The organism is Rhodococcus sp. MS13, from assembly GCF_013277835.1.
Taxonomy (GTDB): Bacteria; Actinomycetota; Actinomycetes; order Mycobacteriales; family Mycobacteriaceae; genus Rhodococcus_F; species Rhodococcus_F erythropolis.
Genome location: NZ_VBTL01000009.1, coordinates 219,481 through 239,331 on the forward strand (window position 1 = coordinate 219,481; position 19,851 = coordinate 239,331).

A 19,851-nucleotide genomic window follows, 5' to 3' on the forward strand; every position below is an offset into this window, starting at 1 on the left:
ACGGTGACACTCTTTCTCGAACGACTCATCTCCGGATTGACCAATGGGTCGATCTACGCAATTCTCGCGCTGGCACTAGTGGTGGTGTTTCGCGCCACCGGCACGATCAACTTCGCTCAGGGCGAGTTGGCCCTGTTCACAACCTTTGTCGCCTGGTGGCTGACGACGATGTCCTGGCCGATCTGGTCGGCGATCGGAGCGGCCCTGGCATTGGGGTTCCTGCTCGGAGCATTGATGGAGCGTCTGCTCATCCGGCCGGTTCAGCGTCGAAGCGACATGGCAGTGCTGATCGTGGCACTGGGATTGTTCACCGGGCTCAACTCGTTGGCCGGAATGCTGTGGGGGAGCGATACGAAGATCATGCCGAGCCCGTTCCCCAACGGTCCGACCGACTACATCTCGGTGGGGGGTGCGCGTGTTTACGGCGACGCACTGGGCGTACTGGTGGCGCTCGTTGTCCTACTTGTGTTGATGTCCTTGCTCTTTCGCAAGACGAGAGTCGGTCTGCACATGCGTGCCGTCGCGGACAATGCCGAATCTGCCACTCTCGCCGGAGTTCCGACCAGCCGGATACTCGCAATCGGTTGGGGAGTAGCAGCTGCCATCGGTGCCCTGGCCGGTGTCCTGGTCACTCCGCTCTCGCCGCAACAACTCGGTCTCACGACCATGTTCCCGATCTTCATCGCAGCATCCGCCGCAGCGCTGTTCGGCGGCCTGGACAGTCTCGTCGGCGCCGTGGTCGGCGGGTTGACGATCGGTGTCCTGGAATCGATGCTCAGCGGCTACATTTCGGTCATCGGCGGCTCGCTGCAGCAGACATCCGCCCTGTTGATCATCGTGGTGATCCTCTTCGTCAGACCCAATGGACTGTTCGGTACCAAGAAACTGGAGCGGGTATGACGACGCTTGCCGAGAGAAATGAACCCACCGTCGCCGAAAAGGCAGTCAGGCGACCGCGGGTAGTGGTCGCCGGATCGGCGTCGTACCGGATACTCCAGTTGGTTCTGCTGGTGGCTGCCGTGTGTGCGTTGCTTCTCGCGTCACAGAGCGCGCCGTTTCGCGTGGGCCAGTTCACGAGCGTCTTCATCATCGCGATTGCCATTGCGGGACTCAATATCGTCAGCGGATACACCGGACTTCTGTCGATCGGCCATTCTGCCTTCTTCGGCCTGGGCGCGTACACGACCGGCGTTCTGATCGTCGATCGCGGATACTCGCCGTTGACCACGATCCCGATGGCGGTCGTATTGTGTTTTGTACTAGGGCTTCTCGTCGGTCTTCCCTCGTTGCGGATCAAGGGGCTGTATCTCGCTCTCGTGACACTCGCCGTCGCTGTGGCATTTCCCGAGGTGATCCGCAAGACCGGGGATCTGACCGGTGGTGCCGCCGGAATGGTGGTTCGCGCAAATCTGCTCGTTCCGCCGAAATGGACGGGGTTGACCCGAGCCGACACCTACCTCTGGATCTTTTGGGTGTCGGTGGTGACTCTGGCGATCGTCATGCTCCTGATTCGCAATCTCGTCAAGAGTCGATTCGGTCTGGCTATGGTCGCGGTGCGTGACAACGAGATCGCGGCGAGCGCAAACGGCATCAACGTCGCGCGGGTCAAGATTCTCGCTTTCGGGCTTTCCGGCGCGATCACGGGCCTGGCAGGTTCGCTGTTCACGATGTACATCGGCGCGCTCTCACCCGAATCCTTCTCGCTGATGAAGTCGATCGAGTTCATCACCGGACTGGTGTTGGGCGGAATCGCAACCCAATTCGGCCCGATCGTTGGGGCAACGGCAGTGGTGTTCTTGCCGTACTACACCGGAAGCGTCACCGACGGCCCCGTGTCGGGAGTGGTGTTCGGCGCGGTGCTGATCGCGATCGTGTTCTTGATGCCGGACGGAATCGTCGGACGGATCAACAGCGTGCTCCGACGGTTCGTCCTCGTGGTTCCCGCCGATCATCCCAAGTATCGCGAGGGTGAACCTCGCACCTGAGCGCCGTCTCCCTCGCCCACTCTCGTTTCCCTCAACTCACAGCAAGGAACTGGACGATATGAAAAGGCAGACCACGATTCCCGCAGTCATCGCCGCTGCGGCACTACTCCTTTCGGCCTGCGGAGGTAGCTCCGACGCAGAGAGCAACACGTCGACATCGGCCGGCGCAGTATCGGTCGACGACTGCAGTGATCCCAGCGGTGCCGCAGCGCCGATCACCGACAAACTCACGGTGGGATGGAGTGGGCCGACGTCCGGCCCGCTCGCCGATGCCGTCGGCAACGTGATCGAAGGAATGCGAGCACGGTTCGAGGTGGAGAACGCGGCCGGCGGCGTCGGCGGCGTCAAGCTCGACGTCGTGGTCAAGGACGACGCATTCTCCCCGGAGCGCGCCAAAGCCAACGTCGGAGAGTTCATTCAGAAGGACAAGGTCGACGTTCTGGGTACCTTCGGGGCCGGACAGTTGAACGCCATCGCGGACGATCAGACCACTGCCTGCGTGCCGCTGCTCTTCGCGCAGGCAGGCATGCCCGAGTTCCGGGTCATCGAAGACTTCCCGTGGACCACGGAGTATCTACCGGATCCGGGCGTCGAGATGGAGGTAGTGGTCGAGAGCTTGAAGAAGAAGTATCCGAACGGCGCCAAGGTCGCACTGGCCACGAACCAGACCGAGTCCGGACAGGGAATCGCCAACGGCTTCAAGTCCGCGATCGAAGGAACCAACTTCGAGATCGCGGCGGAGGAGGCGCTGACCGACCCCAAGACGGCGGCTTCGACTCTCAAGGCCAGCGGCGCCGAGGTTTTGGTGGTCGCCGGTGTCACTACCGACTGCCTCGCGATCACTCAGGCGATCGGACGTGTCGGATGGAAGCCCGACACCGTGATTCAGCCGTCGAACTGCGTCGACGGTGCGACCCTGTATGCACCCGCCGGTGATGCTGCGGACGGGCAGCAGGTGATGGTGTGGCTCAAGGATCCCAACAACGCTCTCTACAAGGACGACGCGGCGGTGCGCGACTATCTCGCCGGTGCAGCGGCTCACGGTGCAGATTCCCCGACCAACAGCTACACCGTGAACGGCTGGGCCATCGGTGACCTGTTGGTGGACAACTTCACTCGGGCCTCTCAGTCATCCGACGGACTCTCACGTGCCACCATCATGAGTGCCGCGCGAACGCAGGACTACCACCCGCCGATGTTCATCGACGGAATCAAGTTCACGATGACCGCGGATCATGCGTTGGGAATCCTGGCCTTTCAGCCGTTCGAGTGGAATGCCGCTACTCAGGCGTTCGAGAAGCAGGGCGACGTGATCGACATTTCCGGCCGTTACGAGAACTGAATCGAGTGCGCGAATGAACAAGACACACAGGGGATTGCAGCCTCGCGTCAAGGTGGACGAATACACCTCGAAAGGGTGGTGGTCCGACGAGACGATCGATCACGTGTTCCGGGCGCAGGTGCGGGCCCGAGGGGACGAGCTTGCCGTAGTTGATCCGGCGAACCGCAGCGAGTTGTCCGGCGGAGATCCACGACGCCTCAGTTGGAACGAACTGGAGCGCGAAGTCATCTCGCTCGCTGCGCGCTTCACCGAGGCAGGCTTGGGCCGGGGAGACGTTCTGGGCGTTCAGATGCCTAACACCGTCGAACTGGTCGAGGTCTACCTTGCAGCGTGGTCGCTGGGGATCGTGGTCTCACCCTTGCCCATGCAGTACCGCGAACGTGAAGTGGAAGGAATGGCCAATCAGGCGGCGTTTGCAGCATTTGTCAGCGTGCCCAGCTTCGGGGACAGATTCCCGGCTACAGAGATCGCTGCAATCAGATCCCGGATTGCCTCTCTGAGATCGGTATTCGTCTACGCTCCCGAATCAGAGCTTCCGGCTGAGCTTCCTACCGGCGTCGTGGGGCTGAGTCCTCGGGCAGCCACCGAATCGCAGCGAAGTGCTCTGGACAGACGAAACACCGAAGATCCGAACGACCCCAACGACGCGATGACGATCTGTTGGACCTCCGGAACCGAAAGCGAGCCGAAGGGGGTCCCACGTTCGCACTACGAGTGGCTGGCCATCTGCTGGGCCACGATCGATGCTCCCGACATCGTCGTCGACGACGTCCTGCTGAACCCGTTCCCGATGGTCAACATGGCCGGAATCAACGGAATGTTCCTGCCCTGGCTCCGCACGGGATGTGTACTGGTACAGCACCACCCGTTCGACCTTCGAGTGTTCCTCGGGCAGATCGAGGCCGAGCGGGTTACATACACGGTAGCGCCGCCTGCTCTGTTGTGGATGCTGCTCGCCGACGAGTCGATGCTCGCGGCGGTCGATCTGTCGAGCTTGACGCGGATCGGTTCGGGTTCTGTGCCACTGCAACCTCCGATGGTGCGGGGATGGCAGGAGCGATATGGAATCGGAGTCATCAACTTCTTCGGATCCAACGAAGGCATCAGTCTGCTCTCCTCGCCTGCGGACATGCCGGATCCGGACGACCGCGCACGGTACTTCCCTCGTTTCGGTGTCGAGAACTTTCGCTGGAGCACCAGGATCTCGGACTGGATGGACGTTCGCTTGGTCGACGTGGTCACTGGCGAGGACATCACGGAAGTCGGGCACCCGGGTGAGTTGCGAATCAGCGGACCGACGGTCTTTGCCGGCTATCTCGGCGATCGGCCGTCACCGTTCGACGAACGCGGATTCCTGTGCACCGGAGACATCTTCGAGATTGCCGGTGATCACGGACAATTCCTCCGCTACCTGGATCGCGGCAAGGACCTGGTGATCCGCGGTGGAATGAACATCGCTCCGGCCGAATTGGAGGGGTTGATCGCCGAGCATCCGGCCGTCGCGGACGTGGCCGTCATCGGCGACCCCGACGAAGTGCTCGGTGAGCGCGTCGCAGCAGTGGTGACACTTCGACCCGAGACGGAACTCGAACTCGATGCTCTGGTTGCGTTCCTGAAAGACAAGCGCATCGCGTCGTACAAACTTCCCGAGCGGCTGGAGATTCGGAAAGAACTGCCGCGCAATTCGACCGGAAAGATCCTCAAGCGTGAGCTTCGACAGAAGAGTGTGGCATGAGTGTGATGAACGACAGTGACAAGCTTGCGTTGGCGCGTGAGATGTTCCAGGCGTGGGACGTCATGGACTGGGCACGCGTCGTCGACCTGTTCGCCGAAGACGGTGTGCTCCACAGCGTGATGCAGGAACCTCTTGTCGGCAAGGAGGCTGTAGCGGGCCGAATTGCATTGCTGGCAAGTAAGTGTGAACGGATCACCCTGAAGATCGAGTCGCTCGGCGTGATCGACGGCAGGGTTTTTGTACAGCGAGTGGACGATTTCCACTTCGACGGGACCCACGGCGTCGTTCCTGTTGTCGGAATCCTCAGCATGGCAGACGGGCTGGTCACAGAGTGGCTCGAGTACTACGACCGTCCGACACTCTTGAAGGGAATGGGTCTTGTCTCCGATTTCGAATAGCGGGATTTCGAAAAGCGGGATTTCGAGGAGCCGACTGCCGACGATCGACATCTCCTTGGGTTTGTGGCAGGACCGTCCGCCGCGGGAGGTGACCACTACTGCACGCCTCGCCGACAAACTGGGGTTCGGCCGAGTGTGGGTGGGGGAGATGGCGACGTACGACGCCTTTGCTCTGGCGACGTCAGTCGGCGCCGGCTTCGAGCACTCCGAGTTGGTGGTCGGCCCGCTCGCGGTGACGGTTCGTGATCCGGCGATGATCGCGATCGGGGCGGCGTCGGTAGCCGACCTGACCGGGCGTCACGTGTCGATAGCGTTGGGCACGTCCAGCACTGTCGTGGTCGAAAAATGGCATGGGCGAAGCAGATCCGGGGCAGCACGTGCACTCGCGGAGTCCGCCCGCGGTGTGCGAGCGCTCATGAACGGCGAGCGGGGCGAAGTCGCCGGAACGGTGATGCGGACCAGCGGATATCGGCTGCGACTTCAGCCGCCGGGTGGGCGGCTGATCGTTGCAGCTTTCGGAGACAAGGCCCTTCGCGCCGCGGTGGAGTTGGGCGACGAACTGGTGCTCAATCTGGTCAGCCCGGAGCAAGCGGGGCGCCTGATCGCACGGTGCAAGGAAATCGCGGCTGAAATGGAAACGCCAATGCCCCAGGTGTCGGTTTGGGCGCCGGCGGCCGTGGCAACCGAAGGCCCAACTCAGATGTCGATCGATCAGCTCAGACGTGGGCTTGTGCCGTATCTCGCTGCCCCCGGGTACTCGGACATGTTCGTGCGAGCAGGGTTTGCATCCGTGATCGAGGCAGCCAGGGCCGGGACCGCGCCTCGAGAGATCTTGAGTCAGGTCTCGGACGCGATGGTCGCGACAGTGGGAATCGTGGGAACCGCGGCCGATGCGCGCGAGCAACTCGAGGCGTATCGAGCGGTGGGTGTGGACACCGTCGTTGCCGTGCCTTCATCCACTGATTCGGATCCGGCCGGGCAAGTGACGATGGAACTTCTTGCCGAGATGGTATGACGAATCCCCGACGAACTTACTCTCACGTAAGTTCGTCGGGGATATCTCGAATCGGAGGATCTGTCCAGGGGAGATCCACGACGCCTCGGTTGGCATCAACTGGAGAGCGAAGTCACCTCGCTCACTGTCCGCTTCACCGAGGCAGGCTTGGGCCGGGGGATGTTCTGGGGGGGCGCAGATGCCCAACACCGTCGAACTGGTCGAGGTCTACCTCGCGGCGTGGTCGGGGGATCGTGGGCTCACCCTCGCCGATGCAATACCGCGAACGTGAAGTGGAAGGTATGGACAACCAGGCGGCATATGGAGCATTTGTCGCAGTACCCAGTTTCGGCGACAGACTTCCTGCTACGGAGATCGCTCCAATCAGATCCCGGATTCCGTCTCTGAGATCAGTTTTCGGCTACGTTCCGGAATCAGAGCTTCCATCTGATCGTCCGACCTGCGTCGTGGGGTTGAGCCCTCGGGCGGCCGCCGAGGTGGAGCGAAGCGAACTGGATAGACGCAACACCGACGATCCGAACGACCCAACGACGCACTTGACGCGGTCAAGCATGCAGCCGAGCGCTGACGATCTGTTTGACCTTCGGAACCGAAAGCGAGTCGAAGGGGGCCCACGTCACAATCACAGTTGTGGGCGTTCTCGGCCTGGCATTTGTGACTAATCTGTCCGAGTTGGCATCGGCAAGCAGATAGGACCTCTGCCCCGACCGGTCGCAGTAATCGTTGGGCAAAGTCTAGGTGGCTATGCAGTTCGCCAGGCCGGGCAGCCTATGTTGGCGCCACTATCACAGTAGTTCTCGACGTCCCAGCCGGATCCGTCCCGCAGGGATCCATGGTCTCACGGGCATCGCGCAGCATGTCAGTCAGTCGTTCGGGTGACCTCGGTATGATCTAGTCATGCCTACGATCGAGAACCATGAACCAGCCTCAAGTTCTCGACGCCAGCATCCTTCGAAGGGTGAGCTTCAAAAAAGAGCAATCTTAGACGCGTTTCGCGATCTCCTCGCAAAAGGGAACTTCCTCGAACTCTCTGTGGCAGATATCGCTACTGCAGCCGGTATCAACCGTTCAAACTTCTACTTCTATTTCGAATCGAAGTATGAGGTGCTCGGTGATTTGGTAGCGGAAGTTTGGGACATATGGATCGAGCGGACGGGCGGGGTTCCCCGACGCGCTCACGAATCGATCGAGGACTACCACGACCGACTGACAAATGCCTCCTATTCCACGTGGGTTGACCACGATGCAGTTATGATCGCCGGAATGCAGGCCGTGAGTATCGATGTCGATATTCGTCGCCGGTGGTCGGCGTTGTTGGAATCGTTCGTCCGCGAATACGCGCATCAGATCGAAATGGACGCGTTGGCAGGTGTGGCGCAGCCCTGTAGCTCTGATTACGTGGGATTGGCGACTGTCCTGAATGACATGAGCATAAATGCCTATTATCAAGATCGCTTGGTGAAGCCTGAGCCGAGTGAAACCCGGCGAATGCTGGAGAATCTGCGTTCAGTGGCGTTCAGTTCCGCATGGGGGATAGATCCGCGACGTCGAAATGACGATTGCGGTGCATAGTGAGGCCCTCCCGATTGCTCGAGAGGGCGTCACTGCACTCCGGAGCAAGTGCTCCGACGGGTATCGTGGGTCAGAATTCGTCAGAGCGGGATGCTGATTCTATTCCTCCGTCCACATAAAGTACCTGGCCGGTCGTAAATGAATTTTCGGCACTCGTCAGAAAATCCAATGCGGCGGCGACGACTTCAGGGTTTCCTGCCGGTGCATTGAGTGGGATTCCTGAGAAGATCTCACGCCCTGCCTCTGAGCTGAATCCGTGGTCCGTCATCGGGGTGCGAATCACACCGGGCGACACCGCGTTCAACGCAATGCGAGAACCGGCCCACTCCGGCGCCGAGGCATTCTTTCGGACCCACAGTGACAACGCGCGTTTGGTTGATGTGTACATCGGATTATTTCCGGTGGCATCTACCGCATCACCGATTCGGTCGACCTCGAGTTTCGCTGCCGCTTCGTCACCTGCGAGTAGGAGCTCGAGAAGCTTCTCGTCGACCGGCTGTAAGGCGGCCAGCGACGACACTACCGCTGCACGGGGCGCATCTGACTTGGCCAGCAACGGGCGGAGGAGTTCGAGTGTCCGAACCGCCCCGAAAAAGTTGACGCCCACGGTTTTCGCAGTTGGGGCGGTCGTACCCGCGACGGCAACGACGGCATCCACCTGGCCGTCGCAGAGTGCCGTCACCGCTTGTGTCATCTCGTCACGACCTTCCGAGGCTGAAAGGTCGACGTTGATATCGGCACTGGTGATATCAACTGTGATGACTCGATGACCTTGACCGCGGAGTCGTTCGACACTCGCTCGTCCGATGCCTGAGGCGGCGCCGGTGACCACATATCGCCGTGTCATTTAGTCTCCATTCGTTTCCTGTTATTTGGATGCGCCTGTGTGGGGTTGGTGCCGGACGCGCCTGTCTAACCCATTAGGTGTGGTCCTGCATCAGGCGTGTGCGATGTGAGCGCGATGTTCTGCCGCAGTCGATTTCACGGCCAGGCGTGGTCCTCGTTGCTGAACGAGATGAGCGCGTCGTCTGCTGAATAGTTGGCGACGTCCGCGGAGGCTGCTTTGCCTTCCTTCGAGGTGAGCGCGCCAATCGCCGTTTCCTTCGACTCGAAGTACATGACGGCGATTCCGTAGTGCTCGGGGGCGGACCCATCCAGCGTCTCGCACTTTCCGAAAGTGACCTTCGCGAGGTTCGGGATGGCGCGCACGATCGGAAGATGATTGTTGACGAAGTACTCGTCAAAAGCGGCGGGATCGCTGGGGTGGTTGTAGGCGATGGTGACTCGGTACATGATGATCTCTCCTGTTGAGTTTCGCTCGTCGTCGGCGATTGAGGACGACGAACTTTTTTCATCGGCACCAACCGTGTGGTCAATGCCGGGGCTTTTGGCTTGCCGGTGTGAAATGTGGCTTTGCAGAACGCGTTACGCTCGCAGTTCCCGTTTGAGGAGCTTGCCGCTTTGATTGCGGGGGAGGGATTCGGCGAACCTGATCTGCTTGGGTACCTTGAACGGTGCGATCTGTTCTTTGACGTGCTCGATCAGTTGCTCCTCGGTGGCCTGCGCGCCGTCGCGCAAAACCACGACAGCGGTGATCGCCTCTATCCACTTGTCGTCAGGGGCGCCGATGACTGCGACCTCCGCGACTGCTGGATGCGAGTAGATTGCGTCCTCGACTTCCCTGGAGGCGACGAGGATGCCGCCGGTGTTGATGACGTCTTTGATCCGGTCGACGACGGTCACAAATCCCTTTTCGTCGCGCGTAACGAGGTCGCCGGAGTGGAACCAGCCATTACGGAACGCTTCCGCCGTCGCATCTGGGTTCTCCCAGTACCCTCGGCAGAGTTGTGGGGAGCGGTAAAGAATTTCGCCTGACTCGTCGGCGGCGACGTCGGTTCCTTCCGTGTCTACGACTTTGGCCTCGACGAAGAAGACCGGTCGACCGCAGGAAGAAGGCCGGTCCTCATGGTCCTCGGGGCGGAGCACCGTTGCCAGCGGACCGATCTCGGACTGGCCGAAGCAGTTGTAGAATCCGAGATCGGGGTAGCGTTCACGCAGTCGATTGAGCACCGTCACCGGCATGATCGACGCGCCGTACTGTGCCTTGCGTAGCGAGGACAGGTCGCGAGAGTCCAAATCGGGGTGGCTGGCGAGCGGAACCCAAACGGTCGGGGCGAGGAACAAGGATCCGATCCGGTCCTCCTCGACGCGGCGCAGTATTTCCGGAATGTCAGGCGCTGCAATCAAATTCACGGTCGCACCCACCGAGAGGTAAGGCAGCATGAACACGTGCATGCCTGCCGAGTGGTAGAGCGGCATTGCGACGAGCGGGTTGTCGTCGGCCGTCAAGTCGAGTGCCATCACCGCCGAAACGTACTCGTAGACCAAAGCCTCGTGGGTCATCATGGCGCCCTTGGGCTTTGAGGTAGTGCCAGAGGTGTAGAGGAGCTGGGCCAGGTGAGTTGGTGAGGAAGCCGGCATCAGGTTCGGAACGGTGTCTTCTGCGGCGACCTCGAGTATGGAACCCTCCGCCTCGCGTAGCAGCAGGATGTGTTCGCCAGCGACCAGGTTGCTCGACACGGTAGTGAGGACGTCCTCAAGGGTTGGGTCGACCAGGACAGCCCGTGCCCCCGACTGGCTGAGGAGATACGTCAACTCCCCGCCCCTGAGTGCGTAGTTAACCGGCACATGTACCAGGCCTGCGCGTGTACAGGCAAGGAAGCTGATCACGTATGCATCGGAGTTGGTGCCGTACGCCGCGACGCGATCACCCGTATTCAGGCCGAGTGAGATCAGGTATGCAGCCACTTTGGTGACGGCGTCATCGAGTTCGCGATAGCTATGCGCCCTTCCGTCGAAGGTGAGGGCCGTGTTGCCGGGAAACCTCGCGGCGGAGCGGCGCAGGACACCGTCCACAGTTCCGCCTGTCGCTGCAGCGGACACAAGTTCGGGTTCCAGTGAAATGTGCTTTTTCACAGTGAATTTCCTCATCTCGACGACTATCAACCTTCAGTCCAGGCTCGATTGCTGTGCGGACTGAGTGGGGTTTACAGATCCCATCTGGGTCTGTAACTTATGTCACTACTCGACAGGCTGTCAAGAAATTTCGACGCTGTGTCGGTTTTCCGTCAATCTCTCAGAAGGATTTCGATGAACAGCAAAGATGGCGTCGTCAAAACCCCAGTCGTGTTGCCCGAATCCGGAGTTCCGGTCGATGTGGACTTCGACTACGCAGAACTGCTTGCCCGCTACGACGAAGAGCGTGACGCGCGGCTAGCTCGACCCACGAGCAGATCGAAGGGCGCGGACGCGCACGACGAAGAGGCCCTCCGGACCTGGGACCCGTACGCGCCTCGAATCGACCGGGAAGGTGTCGATCTGGACCTCGACGTCGTGGTACTCGGCGGCGGCTTCGGCGGTATCACTGCGGGAAAGTGGTTGAAGGAACAAGGCATTGACAATTTTCGCATCGTCGAGCAGGCGAGCGACTTCGGCGGCACCTGGTACTGGAACCGATACCCGGGTGCACAGTGCGACGTCCAGTCGTACCTGTACCTGCCGTACCTCGAGGAATCCGGCTACATGCCGACCAAAAAATACGTCGGTGGGAAAGAAATCTTCGAACACGCCCAACGACTGGGGCGGCTCTTCGATATCTACCCCAACGCGCTGTTCCAAACCGTCGTCACCGACGTCCGTTGGGATGAGTCACACAACGCCTGGGTGATCGCAACCGACCGCGGAGACACCATTCGCGCCAAGTTCGTCATCAGGGCCAACGGTCCGTTCAGCAAACCGCAGTACCCGACTGTGCCGGGAATCGATGACTTCAAGGGCAAGATCATCCACACCAGCCGATGGGACTACCAGTACACCGGAGGCGATCAAGATCTCCCGCTGGACAAACTCCGGGACAAGCGGGTCGCACTGATCGGTACCGGGGCGACGGGCATCCAGGTCGCGCCGCGCCTTGCCGATGCCGCGGAGCAGGTGTTCGTCGTGCAGCGCACCCCGGCGCTGGTCGCCGAACGAAACAACGCCCCAACTGATCCTGACTGGGTTGCAACTCTCACTCCCGGCTGGCAATCGCAGATGCACGAGAACTTCACCGACCAATTGTCGGGTCTCGTGCACGTGGAGGACCTCGTTCAAGATGTGTGGACGCAGATCTACCGTGCCCTCCCCGGGCACGATTTGGTCGATGTCGAGGTGTCCTCACTGCCGGAGAAAGACCAGATTCATCTTTCCATCCTGTCCGACTTGAAGATCGTCAACGCTGTTCGCGAACGTGTCGACCGGACGGTCTCAAACCCGGAGACAGCTGAGGCGCTGAAGCCATGGTTCGGCGTGGTCTGCAAGCGCCCCGGGTTCCACGACGAATACCTGCCGATCTTCAATAAAGAATCAGTCACCTTGATCAATGCACGACAGGGCCTCGATCGGATCACCGAAAACGGGTTCGTTGCCAACGGTGTCGAGCATGAAGTTGATTGTTTGATCTTCGCCACCGGGTTCGAAACCGGACCGCACACGGTGGGAAGTTATGGCTACGAGATTCTCGGGCGCGACGGGCGCAACCTTCGCGAGCATTTCGCCGGCGGTCTGAAAACCCTGCATGGATTCTTCTCGCGAGATTTCCCCAACCTCATCGAACTGGGGTTGAGCCAGAACGCATTCAACGTGCACTACACCTACATGCTCGATCGCAAGGCACGGCATGCCACCCGAATGATCAAGCACGCGCTCGACGCCGACATCGTGAGCTTCGAGCCCACGCATGAGGCGGAATCCGAGTGGGGCGAGGTGGTCCGTCTCGCCGGCGAGTCCCATGCCGCCTACCAGGCGACCTGCACGCCCGGTTACTACAACGGCCAGGGAAACGTCACCCAGGGAATCTTCCGGGAGATCTATCAAGCGCCCGACCGGGACTACTGGGGGCTCATCGAAGAATGGTGGGAAAACGGTGAATTCACCGGACTCGAACTCAACAAGAACGGATAACATCATGACCGAAGTTTCACTCCAGACCCCGCTAGCCGCAGATTCCCAAGCGGTCGCAGTCGCGTTGGCGGCAGTTCTGCCCGCTGAAGGCCTCAGCGGATTCTCTATCGCCGACGTGCGCACGGCCATCGATCAAATGGGTGTACAACTGCCGGAACTCCCACAGGTCGGCGAGGTGTCGGAGCACAGCGTGCATGCGAATGAGGTGACCTTCACCGTCCGGGTCTACCGTCCGGACGTCGACGCTCGACCAATTCCCGCACTGCTCTACTTCCACGGAGGTGGGTGGGCCACTGGCGGACTTGACGGCGGAGTCGACTACTTGTGCCGAGATATCGCATTGCGCAACAACATTGTCGTTGTATCTGTCGACTACCGACTTGCTCCCGAGAACAAGTTCCCGGCCGCTGTCAACGATGCAGTTGCGGCACTTTCATGGGTCCGAGAGAACGGACCGGCGCTCGGTATCGATGTAAACCGGCTAGCTGTGGGCGGTGATAGTGCCGGCGCAAATCTTTCCGCCGTGCTTACCCATCTCGATCGGGGAGCGATACCGGCATTGAAGTCTCAGGTGCTTTTCTATCCGGGGACGGAGTACGCGATTGCGCGACCCTCGTGGTTCGACAACGAGCACGCACCTGTGCTGACCACATCTGACGTCTTGTGGTTCTTCGACATGTACACAACAAGCGAAGAGCGTTCGGATCCGCGGGTGTGCCCTTCTCTCAACCAGTCATTTGCCGACCTACCAGAAGCGTTGGTAATCACGGCGGGGCATGACCCCCTTCGTGATGATGGCATCAACTACGCGTCCTTGTTGGAGCGCGACGGAACTTTCGTGAATCACATCAACATCAGAGACACGATTCACGGATTCATGACGATGCCGAACCTGAGTTCGTACGGCACGGCAATCGACCTGGTTACAGCGCATCTAGGCGCGACGATCTAGCGGATCTGGGTACGGAGTCTTTGCGGGAGCTACAGCAGGGACGCGGTGACACACACCAATTGAGACCTCCTCACCGAATGAGAGATGACAGCGCGATGAACGACGAAAATGCACTCGACGAACACTCACCACCGATTGTGTCGTCGATAGGTGGCAATCTCACCATTGAGGCAACGATTGACCAGATGCCTCGGGTCGGGCTGAGTCGTGGGGGCTGGCTGGCGTTGGTGTTGGCATTCTTCTTCGCCAACTACGACATTGCAGTGTTCCCCTTGATCATTCCCGGTGTGAAAGAAAATCTCGGGCTGGAAAGTGCAGACCTTAGTTGGCCGGTTATGTGGAACCTCATCGGCTACTGTGTAGGCGCGTATTTCATTGGCCGCGTTGCAGATCGCGCTGGGCGTCAGAAGGGCCTATTCCTCACGTTCCTGGTTCTCGGTCTCGGTGGCTTTGCAACCGGAATGGCATGGAACGTCGAATCACTGTCGTTGTTCCGGTTCTTAGCGGGATGCGGCATGGGCGCGGTTATTGCACTGTGTTCGGGCTACATTGGTGAGATGGCCCCGCGCGATCGTCGCGGTGAGTACCTTTCCCGCATCTACCTGATCGGAATGGTGTTGAATCTGGTATGCGGGCTGGTTTCACTTCCAATACTCAACGGATTACACACAGCGGGCTGGCGCTTGTTGCTCATGTTCGGAGGGCTAGTTCTAATAGTCTTGCCTTTCATCAACTCAAGATCGTTGCCGGAATCGCCGCGCTGGCTCGTTGCACAGGGGCGTGTTGACGAGGCCGCAACAATTGTGCGCCAGATGCAGCGCAATGCCGGTGTCGATCCAAGTGAGGGTTTCGCGGAGACACGCCGCGCAGATCCAGGCGAATCCAGTCTGAGGGCCTTGCTTCGCAAACCACTGCGACGGAGACTCGCGATAGTCCTTGGCTACTGGTTCATCTTCTACATTGCGATGTACGGAGTCGTGAGCTATCTGCCCTTGATACTTGAGGGCGTCGGAATCCAGATGTCTCAAGCACTCGAGATTTCCGCTTATTCCCGTGTTGCACCGATCATTGCGGCTGTGATGGTGGCACTGTTGATCGAACGGATAGAACGTCGCACACTGATTGTTGCGGGAACACTCATCTTCGCCGCTGGCGTCGGCTTGATCATGACCGGTGGAAACACGTTAGGCGCCGTGGGGGCTTTGGTCGCCGCCTACGGGGTCGGCACCATGTCGGCACCAGCATTCATGTATACGGCTGAGGTTTTCCCTACTGCTCAACGCGGTACCGGTACGGCGATCTGTGACGGGGTCGGCCACCTCGGCGGCGCGGTTGCGCCATTCATCGTGCTTCCACTCCTGGCTGGTCCTGGCGGCTACACGACCTGTGCTGTAGTTATCGTTCTGTTGCTGGTCTCAGCCGGGATTATCAGAATGGGTGATCGCACCAAGAATCGAGATCTCGACGCAATTTCTCGATAACAGATTTTACAACTGCTCGGTGCGGTTGGTCGAGTGTCGAGGAGTCAAAAGTGGTTGCGGGGCAACCGGATACGGCGTTGATCGAATTCGGATGACTCTCACCAACGAGAACTGGCGGGAATCATCGTAGTGTCCAAGGTTACGGCTGGCGCTGACTAGCGGCGATGCCGGCGGATGGACCTGAACAACTTCGGTTGCGGGTATTACCTTGGTGCCGTGCGTATTGCGCACGGCACCAAGCGATGATGAACCCCAGAATTGCAAAGCCTGCATGCTTCTGTGAGTGCGTAAACCTGGTCTGGCTCGCCTTTCGGGGTCTAACCCAACTCCGCCGGTAGGAGTTTGGTGGTCGGGGCCGAAGCAAGGCGTTTGGTGCGGCATTTTTGATATGAGCGCCGCACTATGTGTGCAAGCCGCTACCTGACAGCGAATGCAACGACTCTGCCTCTTCGAGAGTGGGTGCCGCGGTGATGCCACTGATGGAGACCTCTCGTCCGAGGGGTTCAAGACGACCGAAGGAAACTCAGCAATGACACGTGCAGTAATCGTTGATACATTGCGGCTCGCCTCCGGGAAGGGGAAGCCTGGCGGGGCACTGTCGGGTACGCACCCGGTCGAACTGCTCGCGCACGTCCTGCGCACACTGGTCGAACGTAACGGGGTCGACGCCGCCCTGGTTGACGACGTCATCGGCGGCTGCGTCTCTCAGATCGGTGAGCAAGCGGTGAACATCGCGCGAACTGCTCTGCTTTCGGCCGGTTTCCCAGAGTCGGTCCCTGCGACCACGGTTGACCGCCAGTGCGGATCGAGCCAGCAGGCCGCGCACTTCGCCGCGCAGGGTGTCATCGCCGGCGCCTACGACATCGTGATCGCCGCTGGAGTGGAGTCGATGTCGCGGATTCCGTTGGGCAGCTCGACGATCGGACAGGACGCTTTCGGTCCTGGCATCGCTGCCCGCTACTCCGAGAGCCTCGTCAACCAGGGTATTTCGGCTGAACTGATCGCCGCGAAGTGGAAGTTCGACCGCGAGGCCCTTGACACCTATTCCGCCGAATCTCATCGCCGGGCCGCCGAGGCCGCCGCAGCCGGGCTGTTCGATAGGGAGATCATTCCGATCGACGTGACCGACGCGACCGGGGAGACGGTGCCGCACGCGGTCGACGAGACGGTGCGCGCGTCCACCACAGCTGAGGGGTTGTCGGGCCTGAAGTCGTCGTTCTTCTCCGATAAGTATGCGGACAGGTTCCCGGAAGCGCAGTGGGCGATCACCCCCGGTAACTCGTCGCCCCTGACGGACGGTGCCTCCGGGGTGTTGATCATGAGTGAGGAGATGGCGTCGAAGCTGGGCCTGACGCCGCGAGCGCGGTTCCATTCGTTCTCGGTCGCCGGTGACGACCCGGTCTTCATGCTCACTGCGCCGATCCCGGCGACGAAAAAGATCCTCGCGAAGTCGGGGCTCAGCATCGACGACCTCGACGCCTATGAGGTCAACGAGGCGTTCGCGCCCGTGCCGCTGGCATGGGCGCATGAGTTCGGAGCCGACCCGGCCAAGCTGAACCCGCGCGGTGGCGCGATCGCGCTCGGGCATGCGCTCGGCTCCTCCGGTACCCGCCTGCTCGGGACCTTGGTGAACCACCTTGAGGCCACCGGCGGACGTTACGGATTGCAGACGATGTGTGAAGGCGGCGGGTTGGCCAACGCCACGATCATCGAACGCATCTGACTCCACGATTGTCGGCACGTTCAGTAATGGCGGTGCACGTGTCCAGGGGCAACTCAAGTATCCGCGTCCCGACCCGACGCACTGAGTATTACCGGTCCGTTCTGTGGGCCGACTTATTCCCGCATCGGTAAGTACCGCGCGTGAACACACCTTTCGTACCATCATCCAAAGAGGAGAAGTGCATGAATATCTCGGGAGCGGTCGCTGTCGTGACCGGAGGAACATCAGGGTTGGGCAACGCGACCGCCCGAGCACTACATGAGCGTGGCGCTCAAGTAGTACTTCTTGATCTACCGGCGTCCGGAGGGAATGTCGCAGCCAAGGAGATCGGCCGGGGTGCCCACTTCGCGCCGGCCGATGTCACCTCGGAGGGCGATATCGTCTCGGCGATGGACTTCGCTTCATCGCTCGGAGATCTGCGTGTGCTGGTCAACTGTGCTGGCGTCGGGACGCCGGGCAAAGTCCTCGGTAAGGCTGGAGCGCTTCCTCTTGTCGATTTCGAACGAGTGATTCGCATCAACCTCATCGGCACCTTCAACGTGCTGCGTCTCGCCGCAGAGAAGATCGCGCAGACCGACCCCATCGACGGCGAACGTGGCGTCATCATCGACACCGCGTCGGTCGCGGCGTTCGACGGGCAGATCGGACAGCCTGCGTATGCGGCCTCGAAGGGCGGAGTTGCTGCCATGACACTGCCGATTGCCCGCGAGCTCGCTCGCCATCTGATCCGGGTAGTGACCATTGCGCCCGGAATTTTCGAAACACCAATGCTGGCAGGTCTTCCCGAGGAGGCGCAGCGTTCCCTCGGGCAGCAGGTTCCGCATCCGTCACGTCTTGGTAAGGCCGCTGAATATGCGGCTCTTGCCGCGCACATCATCGACAATGCCATGCTCAACGGTGAGACCATTCGGCTCGACGGTGCAATCCGTATGGCTCCGAAGTAGCAGCGAGTGATGCGGCGGATTCTTTCATGGGACACGGGCTCAGGTGGCGGGTACGCGGTGACGTCGTTCCAGGTGGCGAATCGGTTGGTCATTTCGGAGCGGTAATCGCTCGGGTGAGCTTGTGTCGGCGGGGCCGGAAGTGCGGCGAAATCGCTGAACACCGCTACCAGCACCCTCGGAGCGCGGCCCTGTTTGCGCACCACGTGTGGATCGTCTCGTGCGAGACGACGATGCCGCGGGCGAGCATCAACTCTGCGACATCGCGCAAGCTCAAGGCGAACCTGTAGTACAGCCACACGCAATGCGCGATGATCTCCGCGGGATAGCGGTGCCGTGTGTACAGCGACCGCGTCGCATCCGCCCGCGTTTCGTCTCCACGACTGATCCGACCATCATCCCTGACTCACAGCAGTTAAGTTGGCAGAGCCGTGTCACGTTCGTTGGCTGACGCTGGCCCGTCCGCTTTCGATGTGCCCGACGAGTCGGCGGCGGAAGTCCGGATCCTCGTCGACGGACACGGTGGCCTCATACCAGCCGTCTACTGACGGCACCGTCCACGACGCACTACCGCCGGCCGCGATCAGACGGCTCTGACCGTCGATCACGACGGTCAGAGCGCGGGACCCTGAATTAGCCGCAGTCACATCGACTACTCCGCCCGCCGCGTCGATTCGGGTGGACACGTCGAGCGCAGCTGCCGCGCCGTCGATCGCCCCGGCAAATTCGCGTCTGAAACCGTTGGGGCCCAACAGAGTCAGGCTGTACTGCGAACCCTCGAGGGCTACGGTGTCGTCAGCCTCCCCCGGGGACGTCGTAGTGCCGCGGTAGATCGAACTCGTCGGCGTAGGGATACAAGGCCAGGTGCGCCGACTCGGCACCGCCGTTGACAAGGCGCACCGTCAGAGAACGCGCACCGGAGTCCACGGTCGCCGACGCGTCCGGCTGATACGGCAATGCCCGAGCGGGACGGGTACCGCTCTCCTGCACCGGCATGTGCTGCAAGGCCGGTGGGGTCGGGGTCCACCGCGGCTCGAGCGGCGGGGTGGGCTGCGGGCGAGTGACATTCGGCCGGCTTCGCGGGTTCGCGAAGTCGAAGGCCGACGTCAGGTCCCCGCTGACCGTCCGCCGCCACGGATCGATCTCCGGTTGGGTGATCCCGAATCGCTTCTCCAGGAACTGATTCACCGACGTGTGGTCGAAGACCTGCGAGCACGCGAACCCACCGACGGTCCACGGCGAAATGATCGTCATCGGCACCCGGGGGCCGAGCCCGAGCGGCTGACCGCCCACCCACTCCGGTCGATGTTCCGCGACAGCTGCCGCGCCGGCGCCGGCGGTCAAGAACATTCGTCGTGAAAATGAATTCAAAGGCACGTGGGCTCCATCGCCAGGTCGATCAGTGCAGCGCTTCCAATTTCGGAACTGCAGACCAATCGTCCAGTTGGTGTGGTGGATTTAGCTAAGCCCGTGATCTAAAAAATTCTCGCAAACAACTAGTCCGACGTTGTCAAGTTGTTTGGGGTGCAGCTATTTTCGAGTGCAGCAGGCAAGTCTTTTGTGATCTGGGTCAGCGGAGCTTTGCGTTTGTGGGCAACCGCGACCACGTTCACCGGAAGAGTAGGTCGCTGATTCAACAGAGGAGTAGATCGGGGCGATGTTGTGTCGTAAGACCAACGTGGCGTGGTTGATTCGAAACTATCAGT

General features: G+C 60.6%; 17 protein-coding genes. 12 read left to right on the forward strand and 5 right to left on the reverse strand.

Going from position 1 to position 19,851, the window contains the following annotated elements:
* Positions 1 to 3: 3 nt before the first annotated feature.
* From FEZ59_RS18480 to FEZ59_RS18510, 7 genes are all read left to right on the forward strand, one after another.
* Positions 4 to 900: a branched-chain amino acid ABC transporter permease gene (locus FEZ59_RS18480; RefSeq protein WP_019744803.1), complete on the forward strand. Its 897-nt coding sequence runs from the start codon at positions 4 to 6 to the stop codon at positions 898 to 900.
* Positions 897 to 1,985: a branched-chain amino acid ABC transporter permease gene (locus FEZ59_RS18485; RefSeq protein WP_172932998.1), complete on the forward strand. Its 1,089-nt coding sequence runs from the start codon at positions 897 to 899 to the stop codon at positions 1,983 to 1,985. Before FEZ59_RS18480 ends, FEZ59_RS18485 begins: the two co-directional genes overlap by 4 nt.
* Before the next feature lie 58 nt (positions 1,986 to 2,043).
* Entirely contained in the window at positions 2,044 to 3,327 is a 1,284-nt protein-coding gene (locus FEZ59_RS18490) for an ABC transporter substrate-binding protein (RefSeq protein WP_020908683.1), read from the forward strand.
* 13 nt (positions 3,328 to 3,340) lie between these two features.
* Complete coding sequence (locus FEZ59_RS18495) at positions 3,341 to 5,062, forward strand: class I adenylate-forming enzyme family protein (RefSeq protein WP_172932999.1); 1,722 nt, start codon at positions 3,341 to 3,343, stop codon at positions 5,060 to 5,062.
* Positions 5,059 to 5,460, forward strand: coding sequence for a nuclear transport factor 2 family protein (locus tag FEZ59_RS18500; protein WP_019744799.1), 402 nt, complete (start codon positions 5,059 to 5,061; stop codon positions 5,458 to 5,460). Before FEZ59_RS18495 ends, FEZ59_RS18500 begins: the two co-directional genes overlap by 4 nt.
* A 61-nt stretch (positions 5,461 to 5,521) precedes the next feature.
* On the forward strand, positions 5,522 to 6,475 hold the full coding sequence (locus FEZ59_RS18505) for an LLM class F420-dependent oxidoreductase (protein ID WP_242459870.1): 954 nt from the start codon (positions 5,522 to 5,524) through the stop codon (positions 6,473 to 6,475).
* An 897-nt stretch (positions 6,476 to 7,372) separates the two neighbouring features.
* Entirely contained in the window at positions 7,373 to 8,047 is a 675-nt protein-coding gene (locus tag FEZ59_RS18510; RefSeq protein ID WP_172933001.1) for a TetR/AcrR family transcriptional regulator, read from the forward strand.
* 70 nt (positions 8,048 to 8,117) lie between these two features.
* Here the strand turns inward: FEZ59_RS18510 and FEZ59_RS18515 are convergent, their stop codons facing one another.
* The 3 genes from FEZ59_RS18515 to FEZ59_RS18525 form a co-directional block, all read right to left on the reverse strand.
* Positions 8,118 to 8,894: an SDR family oxidoreductase gene (locus tag FEZ59_RS18515; RefSeq protein ID WP_094273838.1), complete on the reverse strand. Its 777-nt coding sequence runs from the start codon at positions 8,892 to 8,894 to the stop codon at positions 8,118 to 8,120.
* Between the two features lie 134 nt (positions 8,895 to 9,028).
* Positions 9,029 to 9,340 (reverse strand): EthD family reductase, encoded by a 312-nt coding sequence (locus FEZ59_RS18520; protein WP_172933002.1) that lies wholly within the window; start codon positions 9,338 to 9,340, stop codon positions 9,029 to 9,031.
* A 132-nt stretch (positions 9,341 to 9,472) separates the two neighbouring features.
* The gene (locus tag FEZ59_RS18525) at positions 9,473 to 10,990 is read right to left on the reverse strand and encodes a fatty acyl-CoA synthetase (RefSeq protein WP_346343239.1); all 1,518 of its coding nucleotides are present in this window, start codon (positions 10,988 to 10,990) and stop codon (positions 9,473 to 9,475) included.
* 207 nt (positions 10,991 to 11,197) lie between these two features.
* On the opposite strand from FEZ59_RS18525, the gene FEZ59_RS18530 reads away from it, so the two are divergent.
* The 5 genes from FEZ59_RS18530 to FEZ59_RS18550 all read left to right on the forward strand — a co-directional run bounded on the left by FEZ59_RS18530 (position 11,198) and on the right by FEZ59_RS18550 (position 18,148).
* Positions 11,198 to 13,048, forward strand: coding sequence for an NAD(P)/FAD-dependent oxidoreductase (locus tag FEZ59_RS18530; RefSeq protein WP_172933004.1), 1,851 nt, complete (start codon positions 11,198 to 11,200; stop codon positions 13,046 to 13,048).
* 4 nt (positions 13,049 to 13,052) lie between these two features.
* The gene (locus FEZ59_RS18535) at positions 13,053 to 14,000 is read left to right on the forward strand and encodes an alpha/beta hydrolase (protein WP_172933005.1); all 948 of its coding nucleotides are present in this window, start codon (positions 13,053 to 13,055) and stop codon (positions 13,998 to 14,000) included.
* A gap of 95 nt (positions 14,001 to 14,095) precedes the next feature.
* Positions 14,096 to 15,481 (forward strand): MFS transporter, encoded by a 1,386-nt coding sequence (locus FEZ59_RS18540; protein ID WP_172933006.1) that lies wholly within the window; start codon positions 14,096 to 14,098, stop codon positions 15,479 to 15,481.
* A 529-nt stretch (positions 15,482 to 16,010) separates the two neighbouring features.
* Positions 16,011 to 17,204 carry an acetyl-CoA C-acyltransferase gene (locus tag FEZ59_RS18545; protein ID WP_172933007.1) on the forward strand — a complete coding sequence of 398 codons (1,194 nt, stop codon included), beginning with the start codon at positions 16,011 to 16,013 and terminating at the stop codon, positions 17,202 to 17,204.
* A 182-nt stretch (positions 17,205 to 17,386) separates the two neighbouring features.
* A complete protein-coding gene (locus FEZ59_RS18550; protein ID WP_172933008.1) occupies positions 17,387 to 18,148 on the forward strand; it encodes an SDR family NAD(P)-dependent oxidoreductase in 762 nt (253 codons plus the stop codon).
* A 431-nt stretch (positions 18,149 to 18,579) separates the two neighbouring features.
* Here the strand turns inward: FEZ59_RS18550 and FEZ59_RS30065 are convergent, their stop codons facing one another.
* Both FEZ59_RS30065 and FEZ59_RS30070 read right to left on the reverse strand, forming a co-directional pair.
* Entirely contained in the window at positions 18,580 to 18,897 is a 318-nt protein-coding gene (locus tag FEZ59_RS30065; RefSeq protein ID WP_242459850.1) for a phospholipase domain-containing protein, read from the reverse strand.
* Between the two features lie 43 nt (positions 18,898 to 18,940).
* Positions 18,941 to 19,522, reverse strand: a complete 582-nt coding sequence (locus tag FEZ59_RS30070; RefSeq protein ID WP_346343236.1) for an alkaline phosphatase family protein — start codon at positions 19,520 to 19,522, stop codon at positions 18,941 to 18,943.
* Between the last annotated feature and the right edge of the window lie 329 nt (positions 19,523 to 19,851).